The organism is Pseudoalteromonas sp. 3J6, assembly GCF_903995135.1.
Classification (GTDB): domain Bacteria; phylum Pseudomonadota; class Gammaproteobacteria; order Enterobacterales; family Alteromonadaceae; genus Pseudoalteromonas.
On record NZ_LR877185.1, the window covers coordinates 743,625 to 769,166 of the forward strand.

Below are 25,542 nucleotides of genomic sequence, written 5' to 3' on the forward strand. Positions count from 1 at the left end.
CTCGAAGCCGCAAGCCAGTATTAGGTACTTAACTAACATATTGAATCAAAAAATATTTTGTTTGTTTTCTCTAACCAGAGATTGCAGTAAAAACAAGGCGAAATTACGCGTCAATAGCTAGCCTATTGTAAGTAAGTTCAACGCAATTAGCGTTAAAAAAGCTGCTTGAGATAGCTTAATTATCCAAAACTCAGATTAATTAATGTGTATAAACATGTTTTCTTTGATTTTTAAAGCAATAAAATTTATGTAAACTAAGCAAAGGCTATAATTCATGGACGAATTAAAAATTGAAAAGAAATTACGATAACTTACTCTTTGTAGCAATAATGTTCCCTATTTTATTATGCATCATTATTCCTATCTTAATGGACTTTACAGATCCACCATTTATCACAAATAAAATATACGACGTTATTTTCTTTATAGCACTCCCTATTATTTGTGGCGCATCATTTATCTATTTAAATATACTTGTATTCAATAAATATAGACGCTGCACTAAATACAGGGAGCATCTTAAATATAGTTTCTCAGATACAAAAACGAAATTATCATTAATATTCACGTATCCATTAATTCCTTTTTTAATCTATGGAACACTCTATATTTTTATCTCTGAGCCCATTAAGTTATGGGCTTACTACACGCAAGGCGACTATTGGTATAAGGAATATATCCTAACTGATGTACAAAAGTGTGGTTCTGATTATGAAGATAATTGTACTCGTTTATATTTCAAAGATCCTAAAACAAACGAAACTCATGATTTTAGGTGGTACGACGATAAGTCAACAATAATAAACAACAAAAACGATTATGTTTATATTTTTGGTGAGGCCAGTTTGTTTGGCTATATAGTGAGAGATTTAGAAAGGTAAATTACACTTACTTTGAATATTACAGCACTTTTATATAAACCTCACTCGAGTGAGTGAGGTTTATGAATCAAGATTTAAGTTAAGGCGCGACTGCTGGATACACGTAGCTAGCATCAAGTCCTAATGGGATACCGAGTGCCCAGTAGCCTAGCAAAAAGATACTCCAGCCAATCATAAAGGCGATTGAATATGGCAGCATCATCGCGATAAGCGTACCTATGCCTGTGCCTTTAACGTATTTTTGGCAGTACACTACCACTAGCGGGAAGTATGGCATGAGCGGAGTGATAATATTAGAGCTAGAATCTCCCACACGGTACGCTGCTTGCGTTAAGTCTGGCGAAATACCGAGTTGCATTAGCATAGGCACAAATACCGGACCTAATAGTGCCCACTTAGCCGAGCTTGAACCAACAAACAAGTTTACAAAACCAGTTAGGAAAATAATCCCTACCACCGTTACAGAGCTCGGTAACTCCATTGCTTTTAATACTTGAGCCCCTTCAATTGCCAGTAAAGCACCTAGGTTTGATTTACTAAATGCAGCAATAAATAATGAACAAAAGAATGCCATAACAATGTAATACGCCATACCATTCATGGCTTTGCTCATCGCATCTATCATGTCTTTAGAGCTTTTAAAGGTGCCTACGGTAAAACCATATACTGCGCCTGGGATCCAAAACAGTAAGAAGATTAGCGGCACTATTGACTGCATTAATGGTGAACTAAAGTTTGTTAAAGAGCCATCGCTGCTGCGCATCGCTGAATCAGCGGGTGCAGATACATACGCTAATAACGCAATACCTGCAATCATTACGGAACTGGCAATAAGAAAGGCGCGCTTTTCGTCACTACGGGCATCTTCAAATGCTGGTAGGTCTTGAGTTTCGCCATCAACTGGTGAATTTTTTAAACGTGGTTCAATAATTTTATCGGTGATATACCAACCTAGCATCACAATAAATAAACTTGATGCTGAAGCAAAGCCCCAGTTATTAAGCGGGTTAATGCTCATTGTTGGATTAATAATTTGTGCTGCACTTTGCGTAAAACTTTGCAGTAATGGGTCAATCCCAGATGGGATAAAGTTAGCGCCAAAGCCACCACTTACCCCGGCAAATGCCGCTGCAATACCGGCAAGCGGATGACGACCGGCGGCAAAAAATATTACCCCAGCAAGTGGAATAACCAGCACATACCCTGCATCGGTAGCCGTATGGCTCACAATAGCTACCAAAATAATTGAGGGTGTTAGTAATTTTCTAGGCGTTACTTTGAGCATTAATTTAAGGCCGGTATTAATAAAGCCCGAATGCTCTGCAACGCCTACACCTAGCATAGCAACCAGTACTACACCCAGTGGCGCAAAACCGGTGAATGTTTTTACCATAGAAGATAAAAAAGTGGCCAACGAATCGCTGGCAAGCATGTTATTAATAATAATCGCTTCGCCAGTGCGAGGGTCTATTGCATCAAATGTGACGCTTGAAAACCACCAAGACAAAAACCAGATTAATAACATGGCAAACAAAAAGATAATTGCTGGATCAGGAAGCTTATTACCTACCCGCTCAACAAAATTTAAAAATCGCGCAACTATGCCAGTTGGCATTGTCGCATCATTATTGTTATTCATTTCACTTGTTCCCTAGAATTTAGACTGTGCTACTTTAGCGTATCTAAGGAATGAGGTAAATTTTAACTGAATAAACAAATTCTTTTTTAGGCACAAAAAAACGCGGCTCAGTGGCCGCGCAGTTATAAATGAATAAAAAAAGCTTATGCGAGTGCTTTTACTTCATCCCATATTCTTACTACGAGTGCTTTATCATCTTCATTAAGTTCGCCATTGCGATAAGCTTTTACTAAGCTTTTTTCAACCGTGTCGTTTAGTTCTGCAATTTCTAGATTTAATTCTTCAACTTGTGCATAACCTACGGCTAAATCAAAGTGGCCGCGTAAATAACCGCCGGCAAATAACTCGTCATCGGTGGCTTTTATCACTAAATCATCAAAATATTGCTGCGCAGCATCTATGTAATTTACTAAACTCATGTGTTACTTCTCCTCTGGGTGCAGCCCATCTTGATGACCTACTGCATACATAATATGGTCGTTAAACCCACTGGTTACACGTATATAACCGCTTAATTCATCATCTAATTTGCTATCACCGGTATCACAAATCAGCGGTCGGCCATTTAAAGCCTGTAATTTTGTTTTAGTAGCCACAACAATAATATTATCGCGACCTATCGCTTTAATTAACGCAGGACTGAGTTGTTGATTACCTCGACCAAAAATATGCCCTTGACCGCCAATTAGAGTGATCACTAATTTTGTTTCACGTCCTGAGGTAAGTTCAAGAAGTTGCTGGGCTGTTAGGTCTTGGCCTACTAAGGCTTGATCTTCAACTAAATCAACACCGAGTAAGGTGTTTTCAAGCCCCATCTCTTCCATCACTGCGCCAACGGTAGAGCCACTACCCATGACATAGAGGGTATCGGCATCCATTTCACTAACGACATAAGCAGCTATATCTGCTAGCACTAGCTCGTCAGTTTCTTTACCGCCATTTTTAACCGCTTGTACATAGCGCACTTCACTTGGCACTTGCATTTCACCATAACGTTTTGCTTTTACTGTTCCTTGGCGAAAAGCCACTTCATCAATGTCCATCACATCAGCATCGCTTAATGTTACCAGCTCACCTTTTACCAGCATTTCAACTACACGGCCTGCGGCTTTTGGCGTTATGGCATACACGCCGGAATGAATTTTACACCCAGCAGGAATGCCCAATACGGGTACAGAGTCTTCTACAGCATGGCAAATATTGCGCGCCGTTCCGTCGCCACCAGCAAATAAGATTAAATCAACACCTTGTAGCTGTAATAAACGAGCTGCAGCCTCAGTATCGTCACTGGTTGTGGGTGAGTTACTTTGATAAACCACTTGCGTATTAAAGCCCAACGCTTTTGCTGTTTGCTCCCCCATTTCATCATTAACAGTATAAATAGTAATGTTTGATTGATGAGGTACAAGCACTTCAAGTGCAGCTTTAGTGCGGCTATTTGACTTAGGCTCTGCACCTAATGCGATGGCTTTAGCAGCGGTGTCTTCACCGTCACTGCCCTTAAGCGCAACACTACCACCGAGTCCTGCGACCGGATTTACAATCAACCCTAATTTAAACTGCATCTTTTAACTCCTCGGGAGAATGCCATGAAAACTGCGCAGCATGTAATGGCCACGTGGTGTTATAAAATTTACACAGTGCTTTTAATAATAAGGTTGTTCGCGGGTTAAACCCGTTTTGCAACAACTCTAATAACTTTGCATGAACACGTGATTGAAACGCAAATCGACAAGTTTGCTCACCATTTAAGTTATCTACCGATACGTTAAAATCAAACCCAGCAGCCACACTCAATGCCCACTCTATTGCTTGAGGTTTTACCTCTACGGATTCAAACTCCGCTTGCTGTGTAGCATCGCGCCCATCAGGGCAATACCAATAACCATAATCTTCACTTAAACGGCGTTGCGAGCCTGCCACTAACCAATGAGCTATTTCATGTAGTGCACTGGCATAAAAACCATGGGCAAACACAATTTGATGATATGGAGTTGTATCATTTGCGGGAATGTAAATAGGCTCATGCTCACCTTTTACCAAACGCGTGTTATAGCTTTGGTAAAAAGTGTGTTCGAAAATAGACATTAGATCAGCTACTTGGTGCATAAATACTTCGTATACTCGTTTGAACCCGATGCTTTAAACACAGATAAAATTAGTATAAAGCACACTAAAAACGAAGCGAATTGTACGTACTTTTATCTACAAAGTAAAAAATTAGCGATGCATTAATTAAGGCTTCCTTACCATACTTTATTTACTGAACGCTTAATTACGCTTACCATACACCAACCAAAAACCTGAATTGACTCACTCTTATGGTTAAACAACACAGCTCTTTGTCGTGGCTATTTATCTCTTTTACTTTTTTAACACTGTTGGCTACTTCTGCCAGCAGTTATGCAAAAAGCATAAGTATTAACGTATTTGCTATTCCCTCTAAGCCTATTGTTGAGCTAGTCGCTAACACCAGCAATGAATTGGCCTCGCACCAAATTACTACGTTTTACCAACAAGGGTTACCCGTACACGCCACCTTGTATTTAACGGATTACCCACTTGAAGCACAAAACGAAATTAAGCAAATGGTTGAGCGCATTGTAAAAGAGCATCAGTCGTTTGAGATAAAAGCCAATGGATTTAGTGTATCACCAAGTAATTGGGCATTTATAAACTTAGAAAAATCATATCAGTTACAACGCTTAGCCGATGAGGTTACCCTCAAGCTTGAGCCGCTTCGCGATCATCAAGCACCAGTGCCTAGCTGGGTAAAGCATTACCCTAATAAACTTGTGGCTTTTGAACGTTATGGTAGCCCTAATGTATTTCAGAATTTTCAGCCGCATTTAACACTACTCGCGAATGAACAAAGCCCAGCATTAGCGTTAGTAAAAAAAGCACTGCACGCTGAGCCACCGCAGGCACAAGGGGAAATAATTGGGATTGGAATTGGAGTGTCTGATCAGTTTGGTCAACAAAAAGAAATACTCGCTAAGTACTTTTTTGATGCCAAATAAATAGTTAATAACAGGGCTAATTACACACTTTAAACTAATAATGTCTATGGGTTTGTGGTTAGCTTATCTGTTAAATGTTTTTTAAGTATGCGGGTGTTACGCGTATTTGCTTTAAATATAGCATCAAAAAAATCTCCAAAAAATGGAATGAGCCCGCCAACAAAATCAATCAACATATTTATAATAATACGGCTTTTTACTCGCTTGCTAACACCTAAGCGCTGCGCTTCAATTAGTACATAGCCAGACAAAATAAGCCCTGCTAAATCACCCATCACAGGTAAAAGCCCAATCAGCGACTCTACACCAAATTTAAATTTAGTAAACGGAATACCAATGCTGCTATCGGTAAAGCGGCTAAACTCTTCGAGCCGTTTTATGGTGGCTTTATATTCAGTTTGTGAGATGGAAGCTTGATTGTTTTTTTGCATAATAACAGCTCTCTTATTTTTAGGTGCGCTGAGCACATTTAAATTATTGAGCGGCAATAAAGATGTATAGCCTGTATATACTAAACGCGCTATTGCCCGTTTAGTATAGTTTTAAACGTAAGGCGCTTAAATAGCGCCTTTAATTGGCCCATGTTCGTGGTGTACATGTGGGTTTTGACCGCGTTGACGAAGTAAATGATCCATTAAAGTAATGGCCATCATTGCCTCAGCAATCGGAATAGCACGAATGCCTACACAAGGATCGTGACGACCTTTGGTGATCATCTCAACCGCTTCATTTTCGGTATTAATACTATTACCGGGAATAGTAATGCTTGATGTTGGTTTAAGCGCAATTGATGCGATTATATCTTGGCCTGTTGAAATACCTGCCAATACACCACCGGCATGATTTGAGGTAAAACCATCAGGGGTTAACTCATCACGATGCTCAGAGCCTTTTTGCTCGACTACATCAAAGCCATCGCCAATTTCAACGCCTTTAACAGCATTAATACTCATTAATGAATGTGCAAGTTCAGCGTCTAGCCTATCAAATACTGGCTCACCTAATCCAACTGGTACATTTTTAGCCACTACTTTTACTTTGGCACCCACTGAGTCGCCTTGTTTTTTTAGCTCGCGCATATATTCATCAAGTACTTCAAGCTTACTTGTATCTGGGAAGAAAAATAAGTTGTTTTCCACTTCGTCCCAGTCGTAGTTTTCGGCTTTTATTGGCCCTAATTGGCTCAAGCACGCGCGTATTTCAATACCATGAAACTGTTTTAAATACTTTTTAGCAATGGCGCCTGCGGCAACCCGAATAGCGGTTTCACGCGCAGATGAGCGGCCACCACCACGGTAATCGCGCAGGCCGTACTTATGCCAGTAGGTATAGTCACCGTGACCTGGACGAAACACGTCTTTAATTTTGCCATAATCTTGTGAACGTTGATCGGTATTTTCAATTAATAAACCAATGCTGGTACCGGTGGTTTTACCTTCAAAAACACCCGCTAAAATTTTAATTTGGTCGCTCTCACGGCGCTGCGTGGTATAGCGGCTTTGCCCTGGTTTTCGTCTATCTAAATCGTGTTGTATGTCGGCCTCTGTTATCTCAAGGCCTGCTGGCGTGCCATCCACAACGCCGCCTAATGCAACGCCGTGGCTTTCGCCAAAGGTGGACACTTTAAATAACTGCCCTATGCTATTACCTGCCATTAACTTTCCTCATTCCTAATGACTTATAGCCGAGAATTATCTCGGCTATAGTGTTACCCAGCCATTTGGGATGAATGGCTAGTATTAATAATTACTGTGCAAAGTAGGCATCTAGTTGTTGCTTGCTAATAACAAACACCCCTAATCCGCCTTGTTCAAACTCAATCCATTCAAATGGTGCGCCTGGATACAGTGCATCCATATGTACCATAGAGTTACCTACTTCGACAAATAACAAACCGTTATCTGTTAGATGCTCACTAGCTTGATCTAAAATAGTACGTGTTACATCAAGGCCATCGTGACCCGATGCTAACCCAAGCTCTGGCTCGTGATGGAATTCACGTGGTAAATCAGCCATATCTTCAGCATCAACGTACGGTGGGTTTGCTACGATTAAGTCGTATTTTTGCCCAGGCACACCACTGAATACGTCAGACTGGATCGGTAATACGCGCTCACTTAGTTGGTAATCGGTGATATTGATATCAGCCACTTCAAGCGCTTCATAGGATATATCAACCGCATCAACTTGCGCATTTTCGAATGCTTGTGCCAATGCAATCGCAATACAACCCGATCCCGTACATAAATCTAAAATACGCCCTACTGACTCTGGCTGCTCTAGCCAAGGTGTAAAACGATTATTAATAAGCTCAGCAAAAGGCGAGCGAGGAATTAATACACGTTCATCCACATAAAATGGCATATTGGCAAACCATGCAATGTTGGTCAGGTATGGAACTGGGGTAAAATCGTTAATGCGCTCGGCAATTAAGCCTGCTAAACGGTTTTTTTCAGTGCTAGTTAAACGGGCATGCATCAGCTCTTTGGGTGCATCAATTGGCAAGCTAAGTGCTGGTAATAACAAACTTACCGCTTCATCCCATGCGTTATCGGTGCCATGACCAAAGAAAATACCGCTACTTGCAAATTGACTTGTCGTCCAACGAAGCCAATCATGTAAGGTTGAAAGTTCTGCAACAGCTTCATCCAGGGTTGCTTCTTCTATTAGTAATTCACTCATCAGTATTATCTGCCTGCTACTTTCAAAAAATAAACTCAATCGAGGCACAACTATGGGCCCCATGATTGCCCTATTGTATACCCAAGCCACCTCTAGGTGCGAGTGACAGTTAGAATTAAAGGTAATTTAAACAAGGCATTGATTGCAAGTGTAATAGTCACTCTGTTGTTCAAATCAATAACGCAGTATAAATCGCTTTTAAATTAACCTTATTGGCGCTGCACTATGCACCTCAAAGCTGCTTGGGTATCACACCTTTTTACTCGATTTTTACCACTTTTTTGTTTAGACTGCCGCTATGAAAAAAGATCCCCACTCAAACAGCCTAATTAGTCCTGATGACATTGACTTGTTTCGTCAAAGTATCAGCGGTGCGCGCGTGTTCAAACAAGACACTCACCGTTTTAGTAATAAACCTAAAGTGTCACAAGCGAAGCAATTTGCCCAGCAAAAAAAGCAACAACAATCAGAATTTTTCTTTTCTGATGAATATGTGCCAGATATAGACACTAACGGTACTGTTAATTATGTGCAACAGGGTCAGGATCGTTTTTTAGCGAAACAACTTCGTCGAGGGGATTTTATACCTGATTTAACTCTAGACCTGCATGGCTTAAATAAAGAAGTAGCCAAAGATGAACTCGCAGGGCTTATTCATGAGTGTAAAAAAAAGCATTATTACTGCGCCTGTGTTGTACACGGAATTGGCGGCCATATCCTCAGGCATAAAGTGCCGCAATACTTAGTGCAACACCCCGATGTTATTGCTATGCATCAAGCACCGCTCGAATATGGCGGTAAAGGTGCGGTACTGATATTAATTAATTTACCGCAAAGTGATGAGTTTAGACGCTAATCAACAAGAGCCTTTTAGTGCATATATTTTCGATTATATTCCCGCTGATATTTATTGTGCTATGTGGCTACATTGCTAGCCGCAGTGGCTTTTTAGAGCGTATCCATATAGCGGGATTAAGTAAGTTTACTTTTTATATTAGTGTGCCGAGCTTTTTATTTTTAAATATGGCCAAAGCAGACTTACAAACCAGTGTCAGCTTAAATGGCTTTTTAAGTTTTTACATTCCGGTTATTTTAATTTACCTTTTTGCCCTAATTATTGACCGCTACATTCTCTCTAAAAAACTTCAATACGAACGCCATAGCGTGTTTGCTCTTGGCAGTAGCTATTCCAATACTGTATTGGTGGGGTTACCTATTATTATTGCCGCATTAGGCGAGCAAATGATGGGCATTATTTTTATGATCATTACCTTTCATAGCGCATTATTGTTCACCCTTACTTTTTTAATTAGTGCAAACAGCGCTAGTCATGTGTTTTCCTGGTCAGCATTTTCCAAAAATATGCTACTCAATCCAGTGGTGTTAAGTATTAGCACTGGTTTATTGGTTAATTTGGCAGGGATTACTTTATTTGCTGACTTAACTAAGGGCTTAGCGCTTTTAGCCGAACCAGCTATTGCTTGTGCGTTATTTGTATTGGGCGCTAACTTAGCTTTTTATAAAATTAGCGATAACTGGCAAGCAGCGGCCATTGCCAGTCTATTAAAATTAGTCATATTACCTGCCTTGGTATTATTGCTAGGCACACACGTATTTACACTTAATGAGTCACTGCTAAAAGTACTGGTGCTATTAAGTGCATCACCATTAGGCGTTAATGCCTATTTAATTGCATGCCAAATAAAACAACACCAAGATACCCTTGCCAGTGCAGTGGTTTTATCTACAGTATTAAGTGTGTTGAGTTTTAGTGTGTGGTTAACCATTTTACTTTAGATAAATGCCTAACCACGTTTTATCGTCAGGCTTTAAGCTGGGGAGGTTCGTAGTTTATACGGTTACATTAGCTGGCGCATTTATGGTGATGTAATCACTTTTATGGCTCGCTTCATCATAACTAATTTGGGCAACTGCACCGGTGTTAAAAATTGGCATGTTACCCGCGCATAGTTGGTCAACCAAATAGCTCACCATAGGCATATGGGCAACAACCAGCCAGGTATCGCATTCTGGGTGGAGGGCAATTAACGTTTCTAAATAATCTGCTGCAACCTGAGGGTTCCCTTCAGGAATAATATCGTGACAGGTTTCTTCAAATAAAAAACGATTACTTTTTTTAACAGCCTCAGCGGTTTGCTGCGCTCTAACATAAGGACTAACTAACAAGCCACTGGGAGCGTGCATTTTTTGCAACCATAGCCCCATTTTTTCAGCTTGTTGCTGACCCATAGAAGTCAAACTTCTACTGACATCATCAGCCTGCATAGGTATTGCTTCACCATGACGCATTATCAAGATTGTTTTCATAAAAAATCAACCAATTAAAGAATATAAAACAGTAGCCAATTTGCTCGAATTTCCGCTATATTAATAACTCAAACCTATTTATTTTCTTAAAATAGTTCTTTCATGATGTTCAGGTAAATAGCGTCGCATTCCTGAAGTTATCATCTGTTGTTAACAATTATACGTTTAGTTTCAGGAGCATCATTTGAAAATCAGCACCAATGATAACAGAGCTTACCGCACACTAACACTGGACAATGGTCTAAAAGTGCTTTTAGTGCGCGATCAGGACTCAGCAAAAGCGGCAGCCTCTATGGCCGTTAACACTGGTCACTTTGACGATCCTCTTGATAGGCAAGGCTTAGCGCATTTTTTAGAGCATATGTTGTTTTTAGGCACTGATCTGTATCCTGAATCCGGTAGTTTTAATAATTTTGTCTCTCAATCTGGTGGTAACACCAATGCTTGGACTGGCACGGAGCATACCTGCTACTTTTTTGATATTAATAACAATCATATTGAATCGGCATTAGCGCAATTTAGCCGTTTTTTTATAGCGCCCAGCTTGGATCCCGCAGAAACCGAAAAAGAACGAAATGCCATTGAGGCTGAGTTTAAATTAAAGATTAAAGACGATGGCCGACGTATATATCAAGTGCATAAAGAAACTGTTAACCCTGCACATCCATTTGCTAAGTTCTCTGTAGGCAACCTACAAACATTAGCCGATAGACAACGCTGTATTAGTGATGAATTACGTGACTTTTTTAATCAGCACTACCAAGCTCAATGGATGACTCTAGTGATTTGTGCCAATGAATCATTAGATACACTAGAAGCATGGGCAACTCAGCATTTTTGCCAAATTAAAGGCAAACAAGGTAAATTAAAACCACCTATAGAAGCGCCGCTTTATCGCAGCCAAGACTTAGGTAAGTTGCTTCATATAGAGCCACATAAACACGTACAAAAGCTGATTATTAGCTTTGCCATGCCAAACATAGACGATTTTTACCGTCATAAAACAGTTAGTTTTATTGCCCATTTACTAGGGTACGAAGGGCAAGGCTCGTTGTATTCTGTGCTTAAAGAACAAGGTTGGATCAATGCTCTTTCTGCCGGAGGTGGCATCAACGGTAGTAACTTTAAAGATTTTAATATTAGCATGGCGCTGACCGATGAAGGCATTGAATACTACGAAGACATTATTGAAATGGTATTTGAATACATTTGCCTAATAAATAACAACATCAACAAACTGCCTCGCTTGTATCAAGATAAACAAAAACTGCTACAGATCGCATTTGATAACCAAGAAAAATCTCGACTGATTGACTGGGTCAGTAACTTAAGTATTAACATGCAACATTACGATGAAGTTAATTACTTACAGGGCGACTATTTAATGGAAGGCTTTAAAGCCACCACTCATGAAATGGCAATGCAATGGTTAACCCCTCACAATATGCGTTTAGTGCTGATTCATCCGGGTGTAGAGCCTGAACACACAGCTGCTTGGTATAACACACCGTATAAAATTGAAAAATTGTCACTGCATTGGCTCGAAGCGTTGGCACAAATTAGTCAGCCACAGGGTGAAATGTTATTACCTAACGCAAATCCTTATTTAGCTAAAGATGTTGTTTTATATCCAATAGAGTCGCAGCAAGCTCATCCAACGTTGCTGGTAAAAGAAGCTGGCTTTGACTTTTGGTTTAAACAAGATGCCACCTTCAGAGTGGCCAAAGGGCATTTTTATTTAGCCATGGACTCTGACTTTGCAGTTAAAGATGTAAAGCATATGGCATTGACTCGATTGTTTTCTGATTTGTTTATGGATAGTGTTGGCGAACAGTTTTATCCAGCTGAGCTCGCGGGCTTAAGTTATCACTTAACCTCTCACCAAGGTGGCTTAACCTTGCATACTGCGGGGCTATCTTCAAGCCAACTTGAGCTGGTTGATCAACTAATTGATGCACTATTTAACGTAAAAATTTGTGCTAAACGCTTTGCTGAATATAAAAAGCAACTGGTAAGGCATTGGCGCAATAGTAACCAAAATAAACCTGTTAGTGAGCTCTTTAGTATATTAGGCGCTAAGATAATGCCGTGGAACCCACAGCCTGAGGAGTTAGCAAATGCACTTAAAGATACCTGTTTTCATCAGTTTAATGAGTTTAGACAGGCGTTTTTTAATGCACTTCATGTTGAGTCTTTTTTACATGGCAATTGGCAGCAAAGTGAAGCCCTTGAGTTTCAGAAAAAGGTGGCACTACACCTTAAAAAGTCAGCAGTTATAGAAGATTTAAAGCGCCCACTCTTTGAAATTACTAAAGTGACTCGTTACGAATTAGAACTCGCTTGTAGCGATAATGCCATGGTGATTTACTACCAAGCATTAAGCGATGATGTTGATGAAAAAGTAAAAATGATGGCGCTTAATCACTTAATTAATCAAGATTATTTCAATGAACTACGCACCACACAACAATTGGGTTATTTGGTCGGTGCCGGTTATGCGCCCTTTAATACTCGTGCCGGAATTGCTTTTTATATTCAGTCACCTAAATTTGAACCAAACATGTTACTACACAGGCATAATGTGTTCATCAGTCAGTATTTATCAACCATTGATGAACTAACAGAGCAAGCCTGGCTGCAACAAAAATATGGGCTAACAACGCATATTGCCGAAAAAGACAAAAACTTGCGTTTACGTTCACAACGTTTATGGCTTGCTATTGGCAATGGCGATCACCAGTTTAATATGCAGCAACGCCTGCTGGATTCTTTAAACGCATTAACGCTTGAGGATGTAAAAGCCTATGCAGCTGAAATTTTTAATGCAGATCGCCCAAGATATGAGCTTTTAAGCGCTAAATCTGTGAATCAACCGAAGAATCTACCACTTTATTCTCATTCTCTTTGACTCTTGCGCGCGCTTGATTTAGATTGTCTTTTGTAAATAAGAAGTAAGACAATGAAAAAAATAAAAATAATAAAATACATTCTATTGTTGGCCACTTTGGCCACAGCCCATTCTGCTAGTGCATTTGAGTCATCGTTTAGCTTGAACTTAAATGCGCTTGTCGTTAGCGTGTGCGCAATAATGTCATTACTGTTAATTTATTTGTTTACGGTTATTCACTCTCTAAAACGCTCACATTCTCAATTACAGCAGTCTGAAAAGCGTTTAAAAAGCACCGTAGAAGGCAGTGGTGACACACTATGGGACTGGAATATAAAAACCGGCAAGGTTATTCGTATTAACGACAAGTACGTACTGAATAACAACAATCTAGTAGAATTCCCACCGAATAAAAGCCTAATACACCCTCGCGATTTAACCCATGTAGATTATCTACTAAAAAAACATTTTGCTGAAGAGAGTACTTTTTTCGAAGCCACTTATCGTATTAAAGATAGCTTTGGTAAATGGCATTGGGTACTCGACCGTGGAAAAATAATCGAAAAAGACGCGAACCTTAGTCCATTGCGAATGACTGGCACGGTAAGAGATATTTCTCAGCTCAAATCAACCGAAGAGCGACTAAACCTATTTGCAAAATGCGTTGAGTCGTTTACCGATGCACTGGCTATTTATGATAAAGATTTTAAGCTTGTTGACATTAATCCCAGCTTTTTAACTTTGTTCGGCGGTGTACGTGAGCAATACCTTAAAAAAGAATTTCATTTAGCCGGTTACGACAGAGGCTATATAGAGTCCATAAAAGACACCGTTCGAAAGCATGAACATATTCAAGAAGAAGTAAAGCTGCGTAATAGCGACCATGCTCTACTACCATTTGAAATCTCGATAGATGAAATTAAAAACGCGCAAAATCAAATTACCAATTACGTGGTGGTGTATTCTGATTTAACCGAGCGTAAAAAAACGGAGTCTGAGCTCAATAATTTATCCAATCGAGATCGCACCACCAGCTTACCAAACCGTAATTTATTTTTTTCTGACTTAAAAAAATTAGCAAAGGAGCATTCACACCATGCCTTGCTAGTATTTGACTTAGATAACTTTAAAAAGATAAATGACTCATTGGGTCATCAGTTAGGTGACAGCTTACTGGCAAAGCTTGCTATGCGCTTAAATAAGCTTACCCGTGAAAATGATGTGTTTTATCGCCTAGGCGGCGACGAATTTGCGCTGGTTATGTCAAACACCAACGATATTCTCACCATCACCCGCATGGCGAAACAGTTTTTAGCAGCAATAGCCACACCATTTAAAATGGCAGGACATGAACTTGCTATCACATCCAGTGTTGGCATAGTGTTATTCCCCGAAGATGGTAACACCCCTGAAATACTATTAAAGAACGCCGATACCGCTATGTATCATGCGAAAAAGAAAGGTAACAGCTACCTGTTCTTTAATGACAACATGAATCGCCAAGCAGTAAAGCGACTACAAATAGAAAACCTAATGCGCTTTGGCTTAAAAGAAGATCACTTTGAGGTGTATTATCAGCCTAAAATGAATATTCGTACTGGTAAGCTTGCTGGAATGGAAGCGTTAGTGCGTTTTATTACGCCGAAAAAAGGGGTTATTAGCCCGGGGGTATTTATTCCAATCGCCGAAGAAACAGGGCAAATTATTGAAATTGGTGAAGTGGTTTTAAACAAAGCTTGTCGTGACGTAAAACAATGGTTAGACGCTGGATTATTTAACGCTCGTGTTGCGGTAAATTTATCAGCAAAACAGTTTAGCTTACCCGATTTAACTTCGCGCATTGATGTGATTTTACAAAAAAATGAACTGCCCTCTTACTTTTTAGAGCTTGAGATCACTGAAGGCACGGTAATGGACGACCCACAAGAAGCCATTGCTATTATGCGCTCTCTAAGTGCCCGTGGCATTCATTTAGCTATGGATGATTTTGGTACTGGGTATTCGTCGCTGGCATATTTGAAACAGTTTCCACTGAATACGCTTAAGATAGATAAAGCCTTTGTTGATGATATGAAAACCGAACGCGGCCGCAATATGGTGGACTCTATTGTCACTATTGCACATAACCTTGATTTACATGTAGTTGCTGAAGGTGTAGAACAAGCTTCACAAATAAGTATACTGGAAGAGCTTAACTGTGAAACACTACAAGGCTATTACTATTCTAAACCACTCTCAAAAGATGAATTCACTGCATTTTTAAAACAACAGCAAAGCCAATCAAAACTCAGCTTAGTTAGAGCGACTAGCTAAGCACGCCATAGACACGTTTTTGCACCAATATTACGTATTAATGCACGTCGATAATGTAGATTAAATAAACACCAGGCTGCAGGCCCTAATAATCCACCCAAAAATAACCAACGCTTAACAGGCATACCCTTTTTAATGGTTTCAATATACATAAGTGCGATAAACACACCACTGAGTAAAATAAATAATACCATGCTCATCTGACTGCTGAAAAATTAAGGCGCATATAATAGCGTTAAACTGGCGAAAATTAAAGCAACGTATTCTTTAGTGGCGGTGCTTATAAATCAGACACAAAAAAGCCGAGCAACTTAAGTGCTCGGCTCTTAATTATCATTACAGCTTACTTGTCAGCACGACCCATAAACTTATGCTCAGCAGTATTTATGCGGATACGATCACCGGTTGAAATATGCTCTGGCACTTGAATTGTTAAGCCAGTTGATAAGCGTGCAGGCTTTGAGCGAGCGCTAGCTGAAGCCCCTTTAATTGAAGGATCAGTTTCTTCAACAACAAGCTCAACACTTGAAGGAAGATCAAGACCTACAGCAGTACCGTCAATTACAATAACGTGCACACCTTGGGTCTCTTCATTAACAAATTGAATTTCTTCCGCTATGGCGTCTTTATTTAAATTGTAAGGCGTGTAATCTTCATTATCCATGAAGACATACTCATCGCCATCAATGTACGACAGCATGGCTTCACGACGAGTTAAATCAGCAAGGTTAAGCATATCGCTGTCTTTAAATGTTTCGTCAACTTTACTACCCGTTACTACATCGTATAAACGCATACGGTATAAACTACCACCAGCACGACCTTGTGGTACTGAGCGTACAATATCTTTTACTACTAATACACGGCCATTAAAGTCAATAGCCGTCCCTTTTTTAACATCACTCGCCTTTGGCATGGGTGAATTCCTATTGTTTTTTTGATTGCGAGAAACATACCACGAACTGAAGAATCTTCAATAGAAACAAAACAACTTAGTCATACTTTTTAAAAATATGTGGTTCAGCGCCGCTAATAGCGGCGCTGATCACACTACGCATCAACTTAAAAGCGTACTTTTATTCCTGCTGATAACTCACTTACATCATTTTTTGAAACTTTATAATAAGTATACTTTAGTAATAATTCAGTCTGTTTATAAACCGAATAACCTAAAGCGGCACCTATATAAGGTTTGGTAGCGTGTTCTTTATACTCTAAGGGAGCTCCATCCGTGATGCTACTTTGTATTTTATACTGATGACGATAAGCGCCTAAAAATACCTTTGTACTTAAAGATTCAGCAAGCATATGTCGGTAACCTACTTCAGCTGCCACCCCTTTTGGTAACACCGGTACAAAGCGTGAATAATCTTGATGTAATTTATCTGCATCAGCTTTCACTGTTTGGGCAGTTAAATCGGCTCGACCTTCACCTAAATCAATATATCTTATAGCGACTTCCCAATTAGGTGACAGGTCATAATAAGCGCCAATTGACCAGCTAGTATCAGTATCATCAATAGAATCTAAATTAGCCTTGTTGTCCTTAGTTGCTAAAGAATGCTTTGCTTTAGACTCACCTAGCGTGGCCTCAAACGACCATGTATCAGCCATTGCACTGGTGCTAATTAAACAACTAGTCGTTACTATTGCAAAGCTTGGAAGTATTGATCTTCTTCGACTAATAACAAGTACTGAAATCAGTAATAAACCCAAACCTCCCATACTTCCTCCTGATGACTTATTACTGATGGCCACTGATTTAACAGCGCTAACCGTCACTTTTACTTGTGCTGTAGACTTTGCACCTTTGCTATCTTTTATTGTGTAATCAATAATATCAACACCGTCAAAGCCGCTTTTAGGTATGTATTGTAAAGTGCCGTTAATGTTAATTGTTACTGTGCCTTGAGCTGCAACTGCATTAACGACAAATAATTCATCACCATCAATATCTGAATCATTACGAAGTACATCTATTTCTATCGATGTGTTATCTGTGGTTGTTGCCGAATCAAAAACAGCTGTTGGTGCATTATTTATAACTAAGTTAACTTTAACTTGGCTGTTTGATGTGCCCCCTTTGCCATCACTAATACTATATTCAATAATCGCAACACCAACAAATCCAGCTGGTGGGGTATACAGTAACTGCTCATCAACAATACTTACATCACCAAAATCAGCCGTCGCGCCGCTTAAAGTAAGTGTATCGCCGTCCAGATCTGTATCATTTTTTAATACATCAATAGTCGCCGATTCCCCTGCACCAATTGTTATCTCATCCTGATTAGCCTTAGGAAGCTGGTTCGATGTACGAACAATTGCAACACCACCAGGGTCGACTATTGAGCGATTCGCTTTGCCATCGTCATCATTAGGGCCACCATCAACAATTTGTAATTGCACACACCAAGCGCCTTCAGTAAGCCCTTGCGCCCACTCACTGCTTCTTGGTGGAGGACAATAGCCAGGTTCACCAGCTGTAGAGAGTAATTGGTTGTCACCAGATGTATCAAAATCAATCCACTGTCCCTCTTTTAATTTTCTGTAAACAGAGTTTTGTGAGATTGGTTTTCTTTGCGGTATTACTATGCTGTAAGTATCTCCAGCATTAGGTAAACCTGTTGCGATAAAATCAAATAGTCCGCCTGTATTTACCGCGCCTTCATCTTCAGGTAATTCACTATCAAGCAACTGAACACCGCCCATTGCATTTTGTGAAACTGTAACCCCTTTTCTAACGCAAACGCCCGGCTCGCCTTCTACTAAGAACTTATCACTGTCTTTAACTTGTTCTTGCATGACATTACATTCACTGATTGCATCTAAATAATCAGGAATGCCATCACCGTCATTATCACCGTAACCTTCTTGTGCATCTGGGATAAGGTCACCATCGGAATCTTCCTGCCCTAGCGCCTCAAGTGAGGTTAATACTTCAACGTAAACATCTTTTGTTGTTGAGAGACTTGGCTCGCCAGAGTCTTGCGCTGTTACCGTTACTTTATAAATACCAGGAGTTAGTGATTGTGTTGAAAAAACAAATTCGTTTTCATTTGCGCTTGTATTAAGGAGTTTATTATCCTCTGATACCCACTTTAACGTTACGATATCGTTCGGATTTGCATCCTGAGCAACAGCTTTAATCGTGACAAGATCATTACCTATGGTAACAAGTGATCTTTGTTGAGAACCTTGTGTAATACTGGTACTAATAGTAGGTGCTACATTATTTTCAACAATAGTGATTGTGGCTGAAGACTTCGCACCTAAATTTAGTGTATCTGCCAGTGTAATTACAACGGTTTCATTGCCTTCCGTTTCGGAGTCTGCATACGTTGTAAAATTAACTTGTCCCTGCGTGCCACTGTTAATAACCAACTCTGACGACACTAAATCATGATCAGAGCTATCAGCAGTACCCGATACTTCATAGGCAATCGTCACTGGATAACTGGGTGCTTCACCATTTAAAAACACATTAAAGCTATGTGTTTTATTCTCAGCTATTTCGCTATTTTTACTAAGCGAAATAAGCGGACTCACGTTTACATTTTGCGTTGCGATTGCTTCAAGCCCGCTGCTGTCTACTGCTTTCCAGTAAACTAAATGCTTACCTGGCGCATACAACAAACTTGGGTTAACTAATGAGACTGCTAATTTATTACCTTCGCTATCCATTGCCGAAGGTACACCTAACTTGACCTTTGTAAACAACCCTTTTGCATTAACATCAATATCAGCCGGTGTTTCGATGGTTGGCAAATTTTCTGCTTGATTATTTAACGTTAATGTTGCTGTTGTTCTACTCATTTCTTTATCAGGGTCTTCAATCAAATAATTAATTTGAATGGTCCCTTTGGTGCTTGCCTGGGTCTGATAAACCAGCGTTCCCTCTTCAATTTGCACTGTTCCCACGCTAGCGTTAGCACTAACAATTACCAATTCATCGTCATCAACATCGGTATCATTAACTAACACATCAAGTGAGTAGCGATTATCAGCGTTGCTATTTAATGAATAGCTATCTGGATTAGCAATTGGCGCATCATTAATGGAAGCCACCGTAAAATTCACTGTAGCAATAGCAGATTTTTCCTTTGTATCATCTGCAAGATAATTAAAACTATCAGGGCCAAAATAGTCTGCATTAGGTGTATAAGTGAATGTATTGGCTTGCTTGGTTAATGTACCAAATTGAGGCTGCGACACAGCGCTAATTGTTAGTGTGTCTAAGTCTGCATCTGTAATATCAGGGGAAAAGCTAATATTAGAATCTTCATCAAGCTCTAAACTTAAGTTAGGTGCAATCGGAGCACTATTTGTTGATACCACTTCCAAGTTAAAAGGTGACAGGCTTGCCTGCTCGCTACCATTACTAACAGCGATAGTAATGTTTGGATAAAGCCCTACATTTGCCTTAGTGGGCGTACCCAATAAATTACCTGTTGCAGTATTGAAACTAGCCCAACTAGGCTTGTTAGCAATGCTAAACGTCAGTGCTTTATTTTGTGGGTCTGTTGCCGAAGGGATAAAGTTATAAAGCTCATCTTGATTTACTTTTGTAGCTGCTGTGCCACTGATCTCAGGGGTAGTCGGTTTAGGCGCTTCAATTACTGTTATAGTAAATGATTTTTTAAAGGTTTCGGCACTGTCATCTGTTTGCACACAAACCGTATAAGCGCCCAGTGGTAATGCCGCTTTGGTTTCTAACGTGTTGCCATTTATTTGGAAAAAGCTATTGCCCGCGCTTGTGGTACAACTACCCGTTGCAGCTGATGTAGATGAAACTAGCGAATAAGTATGACTGTTCGAATCAGCATCCGTAGTCGTTAATACTCCAACATCAGCACCTGCCCCCACAACTGATTCACTAATCGTAGAGCTTGAAAGGCTGATATCAGTAGGCGCATTATTTTCACCCACTACGATTACTGTAGAAGAGCCAAAACTACCAATTGCTCTATCTGCGCCACCATTAGATGTACCGCCACTGTCTTTTATTGATGTAAGTGTAACAACTCTATTGTCGGTGGTAGGCGAATCACTGGTATTTTTATACTGTAAGAACGGCACATAACTTTGCCATACTGCAGCTGAATCTGTTGCGGTAACCGTTACCGTTGCCGTTGAGCCACTTAACATAACCGTGTAGCTAAAGTTAACGGCTCCCGAATAAGTACCCGATGCATTATGCTCTAAGTTGATAAGATCGGTGCCAAATTGAAGAAACTCATGGCCCGTATCTTTTACATTAGTAACTGTTAGTGATATTTGTTCAATATTTTGCCCACTCTCAACCGTGCTAACAGCAGCGGAAGAGAAGATAGCCACTGCTGAGCCATTTTCTGTAAAGGTTGGGTTAGCCCCGATTGCTGATACTGTAGGCGCATCATTAACAGAGGTAATACTGACTGACGCTTGATTAGTACCGGTGCTTTGAACCGCGCCATCATCAAATACATAGTCAAGCACAGTTGCATTTAAAGGCACATCTGAGTTGTTGGCATAGGTAATAGCTTGCGCAACAGAATCTACGATTGCAGAAGTGGCATTACTATTAAATGTTAGCGTTAAAGTGCCTGCCGAGTTTGTGGTAACAGTCCCTATATTATTAGCATTGTAACTAAATGTACTTCCCTCAGTTAATGTACTGAGTAGTCCCGAATGAGCAAATATATCTTCTGTACTTGCGCCATCGCGCCGGCGAATAGTCAAGCTAGCATTGTTGTAATCCCCTGCGTTGCTGTTAAGTGCATCAAGCTCAGCATCTGCAATTGTCATATCGCTATCTATTATCACTGCACTGCCATTTTCGATAAATGTAGCACCGCCATTAAGCGAACTAAATGTGGGTGCTGAGTTCGGTGAAATAAAAGTAATGATAGTATCAGGGCCACTATCAGCAACCGTAAAGGTAAGGTCGTTGCCTGGTGCGTTTGTAAGAGCAAGAGTTAGCTCAGAAATGTTAAAATCAGTGGCGTTGGTATCTACTTCTAATGTACTTGTGCCATTAAAACGTACGTTACTGGCTGAAAGCCCTGTAATACCAGCAATAGTAATACGATCGCCTGCGGCTAAATCGGTAATTGTATCGCCTGATAATTGAGATGAGCTACCTACAAAATTATCATTACCTGCGTTACCTGTTAACGTATCTGTACCAGCGCCTGGGCGTAAAGTATCGGCTCCAGAGCCACCTTTAAGTACATCATCACCACTAAAATCTGATGAGGTCATTGTTAAAATGTCAGCGCTAAATGCACTTGCATCTAGCGTCACTGCAGCTGTAATAGCACTGCCACTAGCATTAGAAAAAGACACAACGCCAGCATCAGTATTAAAATTATCGGTTAAGGTGATAGTCGTGTTGCTGTTAGTGCCTATTGCCAGATTTTCAATACCCGATACCGTGGTGCTGGAAAAATTAAAAATACCACCATCCATAAGTTTTAGCGTATCAGCGCCAGCAGAGCCTGTAATGGCTGTATTAAAATCATTAATATTATTAACATCAATTGCTACTGTTGCAGCAGAGGCTAAGCTTAATGTACCAATATTAAAGAAGCCCCCTCCTGTGACATCCGCGCCATCAGATACGTTAACAATATCACTTGCTGTTGCGTCGCCTGTAAGGGTACCAGTGTATGCACTAGTGCCTATTGCAAACGTAACAACATCAGTAGCTGAAGTAGCATCCACATTGGTGTTACTGCTTGAAACTGTAATGATTCTAGTATTAGTGCTGTCATCACCCACGCTATAGCTTTCAACACCTGCTAAAGTAGTAAAATCGCCATCTCCGCTAATGGTAATAGACTCTGAGCCTGGAGCCGTGATTGTGCCTGAAAATCCTTGGTGCTGGCTGGTCGTCATGTTAACTGAAGCACCAGATGCCAAGGTTAGGTTATTTATATTATTTATGGTCCCAGCTGATATATTTGCACCATTACTTAAACTCAGTGTATCTGCAACAGTATTGTCACCGGTAATGATTCCAGTAAATGTAAGTGAACCTAAATCAAACGTAATTGCATCAGTCGCAGAGGTTGCAGTTACAGAGTGGCTAGCATTAGTGACAGTAACCGAGCGCGTATTCGTACTATCGTCATTTAAGGTATAACTTTCTATTGCCGAAACAGTACTTACATTACCATCTCCTGAAACAGAAATTGTCTCAGTGCCACTGCCTGATACTGTGCCAGAAAAACTCGCAAGCTGAGATGCGCCTAGGGTGACTGTGCCACCAGCAGCAACCGATAAATCTTCAAACCCGCTGACTGTCGCACCTGATATATTACCACCGTTGGTAACAACCAAGGTATCGGTACCAATTCCGCCCGCTAAAATACCCGTCGCACTCAGTGCATTCACATTAACCGTGTCGTCACCACCACTACCGGTTAGATTCTGTGATGCATTGCCTAACGTAAATGTATTCGCTGCACTCAACACATACGTTTCAACCGAACTATTACCAGTTAGGCCATCGGTCGCGGTGCTTATGGTAATTGAATCAGTGCCACTTGCTGTTATCGAAGGAAAGCTGTCGTGCTGCGCCTCAGTCATCGTCACTGAAGCACCACTATTTAATGCTAAAGACTCAAATGCACTTACCGTGGCATTACTAATATCAGCACCGGTGCTCATTTGCAGTACATCGGTATCGCCGCCGCCAGCAAGCGTACCTGTCACGCTCAATCCAGCAATATTAATAGTATCAGCATTGCTACTACCGGTAACATTTTGCGCGGTCCCAGCTAAAGTAATATTAAAAGCAGCATTTAAAACATACGTTTCTATGTCTGCATCTGCAATTACGCTGCTATCACCATCTGCACTTGCCAAAGTAAATGTATTTGTTCCAGCGCCATTTATCGTTGTAAACGCATCGTGTTGCGACTCGCTGAGCGTTAATGAGCCGTCATTATAAGTAGAGAGCGTTTCAAAGGAGGTTAAACTGGTAAATTGTGTGAGATCACTACCATCTATAACAATAATCTCATCTGTACCATCGCCACCCTGGGCTGTAGACCCTATAATATGGCTTGCTGAAGATACAGTTAAAACCTCATCATCACTACTAAACGTTATTGCCGGATTTAAATTTGTACCATCTAAGGTGCTAAAACCCGCTGCTGTAGAGCTAGCTGCTGTAAGATTAGCCACTGAAATTGTCGCTGTACGGCTAGTACTGTTTTCAGTGCCATCATTGATAACAACTGACACTGTCCGCGAAGTTGTGTTGGGCGACGAACTGGTATTGTTATACGTGATTGCTTTAAGGAAAGTGGTAACTTCAGCCGTTGTTGCAGTTGCACCTGTAATAGAAATTGTGTCTTGTAAACTAATATCTGATGCACCACTTACACCCCCAAGTGCATTTTGCGCACTGGCAGATACATTAAGACCTTCTGAGGCGCCATCTTGATCATTTGTTAATGCAACGGTTATTGTTGTTATTGAGTCGCCATCACTATCACCGGCTTCAGCATCGGGTGCAATCACGGTAGCAGGGCTGCCTTCAGTAAACGCCGAAAAACTCCCTGTACCTGGAATCCCACCATTTAAATCAACAACAGGCGCTGAATTAACAGGAGTTGAAGACAAGTTAGTGATGGCAAGGTTGTCAATTTTTAACCAGCTAAGAGTAGAGTTATCAGAATAAGCTATTTTTAACCATTTTATTTCTGTAAATAACGCACCAGAAGCATTTATAGTCTCGCTGCTACCGCTCGGTAAAGTCCCGCTATCCGCTACGCCTCCTTTATCCGTTGTTAGCCGTATAACTCTATTACTACCACTTGAGTTATAAACATATAAACTAGATAAATCAAACGTTTCGTTATTTGTAAAATATATTTTACTGTATGTCTGAGATGATGAGCTTGTAGATATATAAACATAGCCCGCTGAAAAATTATATAAATCTTGACCCCCACCAGCCCCAGACTTAACTTTTATGCTGTAGCTGGTACCCGGTATTATATAACTCTTATTATTAGCGTATCCCGTAGGTATATTATCAAAATTCAATGTACCATCAAACGCTAACACCTCAGAAAAGTCAATCAAGGCTCGCTCTGAAAATGGTCTATCAGCAAAATCGACATCCCCTTTAACTATTTCTAAATCCCAATCTCCGCCTTTATGACTATTACCGGTTAAATCGTTAGAAGCGGCTACATCAAGCTCCGTTGACTGACTAAAGAGTGTTAAAAATTGATCGCCTTGCAGACCCTTACCAATGTCACAGCCATAAAAAAACACATCCCCACCAGGTTTTACAGCCCCCTTAAATACCGCCATTAATTGTGGGTTACTTTCAATAACCGCAGTATTTATTTGGCTGTTACCTAGTTGTAGCTCTCCACTGCGCCCATGAGAAAATATACTCACGCTCTCTAACTGCTGGTAACGACCAAGCAACTCTTCAAGCTGATTTATACCTGATTCATCAGCATTGAGTTCAACAATCTCTGTCTCTGCATTTAAATCGCTATAAAATAAGGCTTTATCAGGTACTCCCGCATCGATAATGACTAGATGGTTAACACTGCTTGCAGCAGTTAACACAAGATCATCAGCCTTTGCCTTAAATGAATTAATACTTGGCACTATAAGTGGAGTGAGTTTAAACTCTGATTGCACTGGCACTTGTACACTCTGTGCAATGCCTGCGGTTTGAGTGAGCCCTAAAACCGAACCGACAACAATAGAAATAGGCGATAAGGAGAATTTCAGCATGTATTCAATCCTTTAATATATTTATGGAGAACAACGTTTTTA

The 25,542-nt window shown here is 40.4% G+C and carries 16 protein-coding genes; 5 read left to right on the forward strand and 11 right to left on the reverse strand.

All coding sequences use genetic code 11. The features are described from left to right. Positions 1-960 precede the first annotated feature (960 nt). From P3J6_RS03450 to P3J6_RS03465, 4 genes are all read right to left on the reverse strand, one after another. The gene (locus P3J6_RS03450) at positions 961-2,520 is read right to left on the reverse strand and encodes an AbgT family transporter (protein WP_010391381.1); all 1,560 of its coding nucleotides are present in this window, start codon (positions 2,518-2,520) and stop codon (positions 961-963) included. A gap of 143 nt (positions 2,521-2,663) precedes the next feature. Beyond that, complete coding sequence (locus P3J6_RS03455) at positions 2,664-2,939, reverse strand: YfcL family protein (RefSeq protein WP_010391380.1); 276 nt, start codon at positions 2,937-2,939, stop codon at positions 2,664-2,666. 3 nt (positions 2,940-2,942) lie between these two features. Beyond that, positions 2,943-4,085: an ATP-NAD kinase family protein gene (locus P3J6_RS03460; protein WP_198522231.1), complete on the reverse strand. Its 1,143-nt coding sequence runs from the start codon at positions 4,083-4,085 to the stop codon at positions 2,943-2,945. Next, the gene (locus P3J6_RS03465) at positions 4,075-4,629 is read right to left on the reverse strand and encodes an elongation factor P hydroxylase (RefSeq protein ID WP_178955580.1); all 555 of its coding nucleotides are present in this window, start codon (positions 4,627-4,629) and stop codon (positions 4,075-4,077) included. The genes P3J6_RS03460 and P3J6_RS03465 overlap by 11 nt, the downstream gene beginning before the upstream one ends. Before the next feature lie 212 nt (positions 4,630-4,841). Here P3J6_RS03465 and P3J6_RS03470 point away from each other — a divergent pair, with 212 nt between their 5' ends. After that, on the forward strand, positions 4,842-5,540 hold the full coding sequence (locus tag P3J6_RS03470) for a 2'-5' RNA ligase family protein (RefSeq protein WP_178955578.1): 699 nt from the start codon (positions 4,842-4,844) through the stop codon (positions 5,538-5,540). Positions 5,541-5,584: 44 nt separating this feature from the next. On the opposite strand, the gene P3J6_RS03475 is transcribed toward P3J6_RS03470, so the two are convergent. The 3 genes from P3J6_RS03475 to prmB form a co-directional block, all read right to left on the reverse strand. Continuing rightward, a complete protein-coding gene (locus P3J6_RS03475) occupies positions 5,585-5,971 on the reverse strand; it encodes a DUF4112 domain-containing protein (protein ID WP_198522232.1) in 387 nt (128 codons plus the stop codon). Between the two features lie 126 nt (positions 5,972-6,097). Further along, a complete protein-coding gene (aroC, locus tag P3J6_RS03480; RefSeq protein WP_198522233.1) occupies positions 6,098-7,195 on the reverse strand; it encodes a chorismate synthase in 1,098 nt (365 codons plus the stop codon). A gap of 91 nt (positions 7,196-7,286) precedes the next feature. Then, positions 7,287-8,222 carry a 50S ribosomal protein L3 N(5)-glutamine methyltransferase gene (gene prmB, locus P3J6_RS03485; RefSeq protein ID WP_076918988.1) on the reverse strand — a complete coding sequence of 312 codons (936 nt, stop codon included), beginning with the start codon at positions 8,220-8,222 and terminating at the stop codon, positions 7,287-7,289. Positions 8,223-8,520: 298 nt separating this feature from the next. On the opposite strand from prmB, the gene smrB reads away from it, so the two are divergent. Continuing rightward, positions 8,521-9,078, forward strand: a complete 558-nt coding sequence (gene smrB, locus P3J6_RS03490; RefSeq protein WP_138606237.1) for an endonuclease SmrB — start codon at positions 8,521-8,523, stop codon at positions 9,076-9,078. 17 nt (positions 9,079-9,095) lie between these two features. Then, complete coding sequence (locus P3J6_RS03495) at positions 9,096-10,019, forward strand: AEC family transporter (RefSeq protein WP_138606239.1); 924 nt, start codon at positions 9,096-9,098, stop codon at positions 10,017-10,019. Between the two features lie 54 nt (positions 10,020-10,073). On the opposite strand, the gene sixA is transcribed toward P3J6_RS03495, so the two are convergent. Further along, complete coding sequence (gene sixA, locus P3J6_RS03500) at positions 10,074-10,550, reverse strand: phosphohistidine phosphatase SixA (RefSeq protein WP_171039596.1); 477 nt, start codon at positions 10,548-10,550, stop codon at positions 10,074-10,076. Positions 10,551-10,734: 184 nt separating this feature from the next. On the opposite strand from sixA, the gene P3J6_RS03505 reads away from it, so the two are divergent. Continuing rightward, the gene (locus P3J6_RS03505; protein ID WP_198522234.1) at positions 10,735-13,458 is read left to right on the forward strand and encodes an insulinase family protein; all 2,724 of its coding nucleotides are present in this window, start codon (positions 10,735-10,737) and stop codon (positions 13,456-13,458) included. Positions 13,459-13,509: 51 nt separating this feature from the next. Next, the gene (locus P3J6_RS03510) at positions 13,510-15,750 is read left to right on the forward strand and encodes a sensor domain-containing protein (RefSeq protein WP_198522235.1); all 2,241 of its coding nucleotides are present in this window, start codon (positions 13,510-13,512) and stop codon (positions 15,748-15,750) included. Here P3J6_RS03510 and P3J6_RS03515 read toward each other — a convergent pair. The 3 genes from P3J6_RS03515 to P3J6_RS03525 form a co-directional block, all read right to left on the reverse strand. Beyond that, positions 15,747-15,950, reverse strand: a complete 204-nt coding sequence (locus tag P3J6_RS03515) for a hypothetical protein (RefSeq protein ID WP_138606245.1) — start codon at positions 15,948-15,950, stop codon at positions 15,747-15,749. The two genes, P3J6_RS03510 and P3J6_RS03515, sit on opposite strands and share 4 nt — an antisense overlap. Positions 15,951-16,093: 143 nt before the next feature. Then, positions 16,094-16,666, reverse strand: coding sequence for an elongation factor P-like protein EfpL (efpL, locus tag P3J6_RS03520; protein WP_010391355.1), 573 nt, complete (start codon positions 16,664-16,666; stop codon positions 16,094-16,096). 146 nt (positions 16,667-16,812) lie between these two features. Then, positions 16,813-25,500, reverse strand: a complete 8,688-nt coding sequence (locus P3J6_RS03525; RefSeq protein ID WP_198522236.1) for an Ig-like domain-containing protein — start codon at positions 25,498-25,500, stop codon at positions 16,813-16,815. Positions 25,501-25,542: the final 42 nt, after the last annotated feature.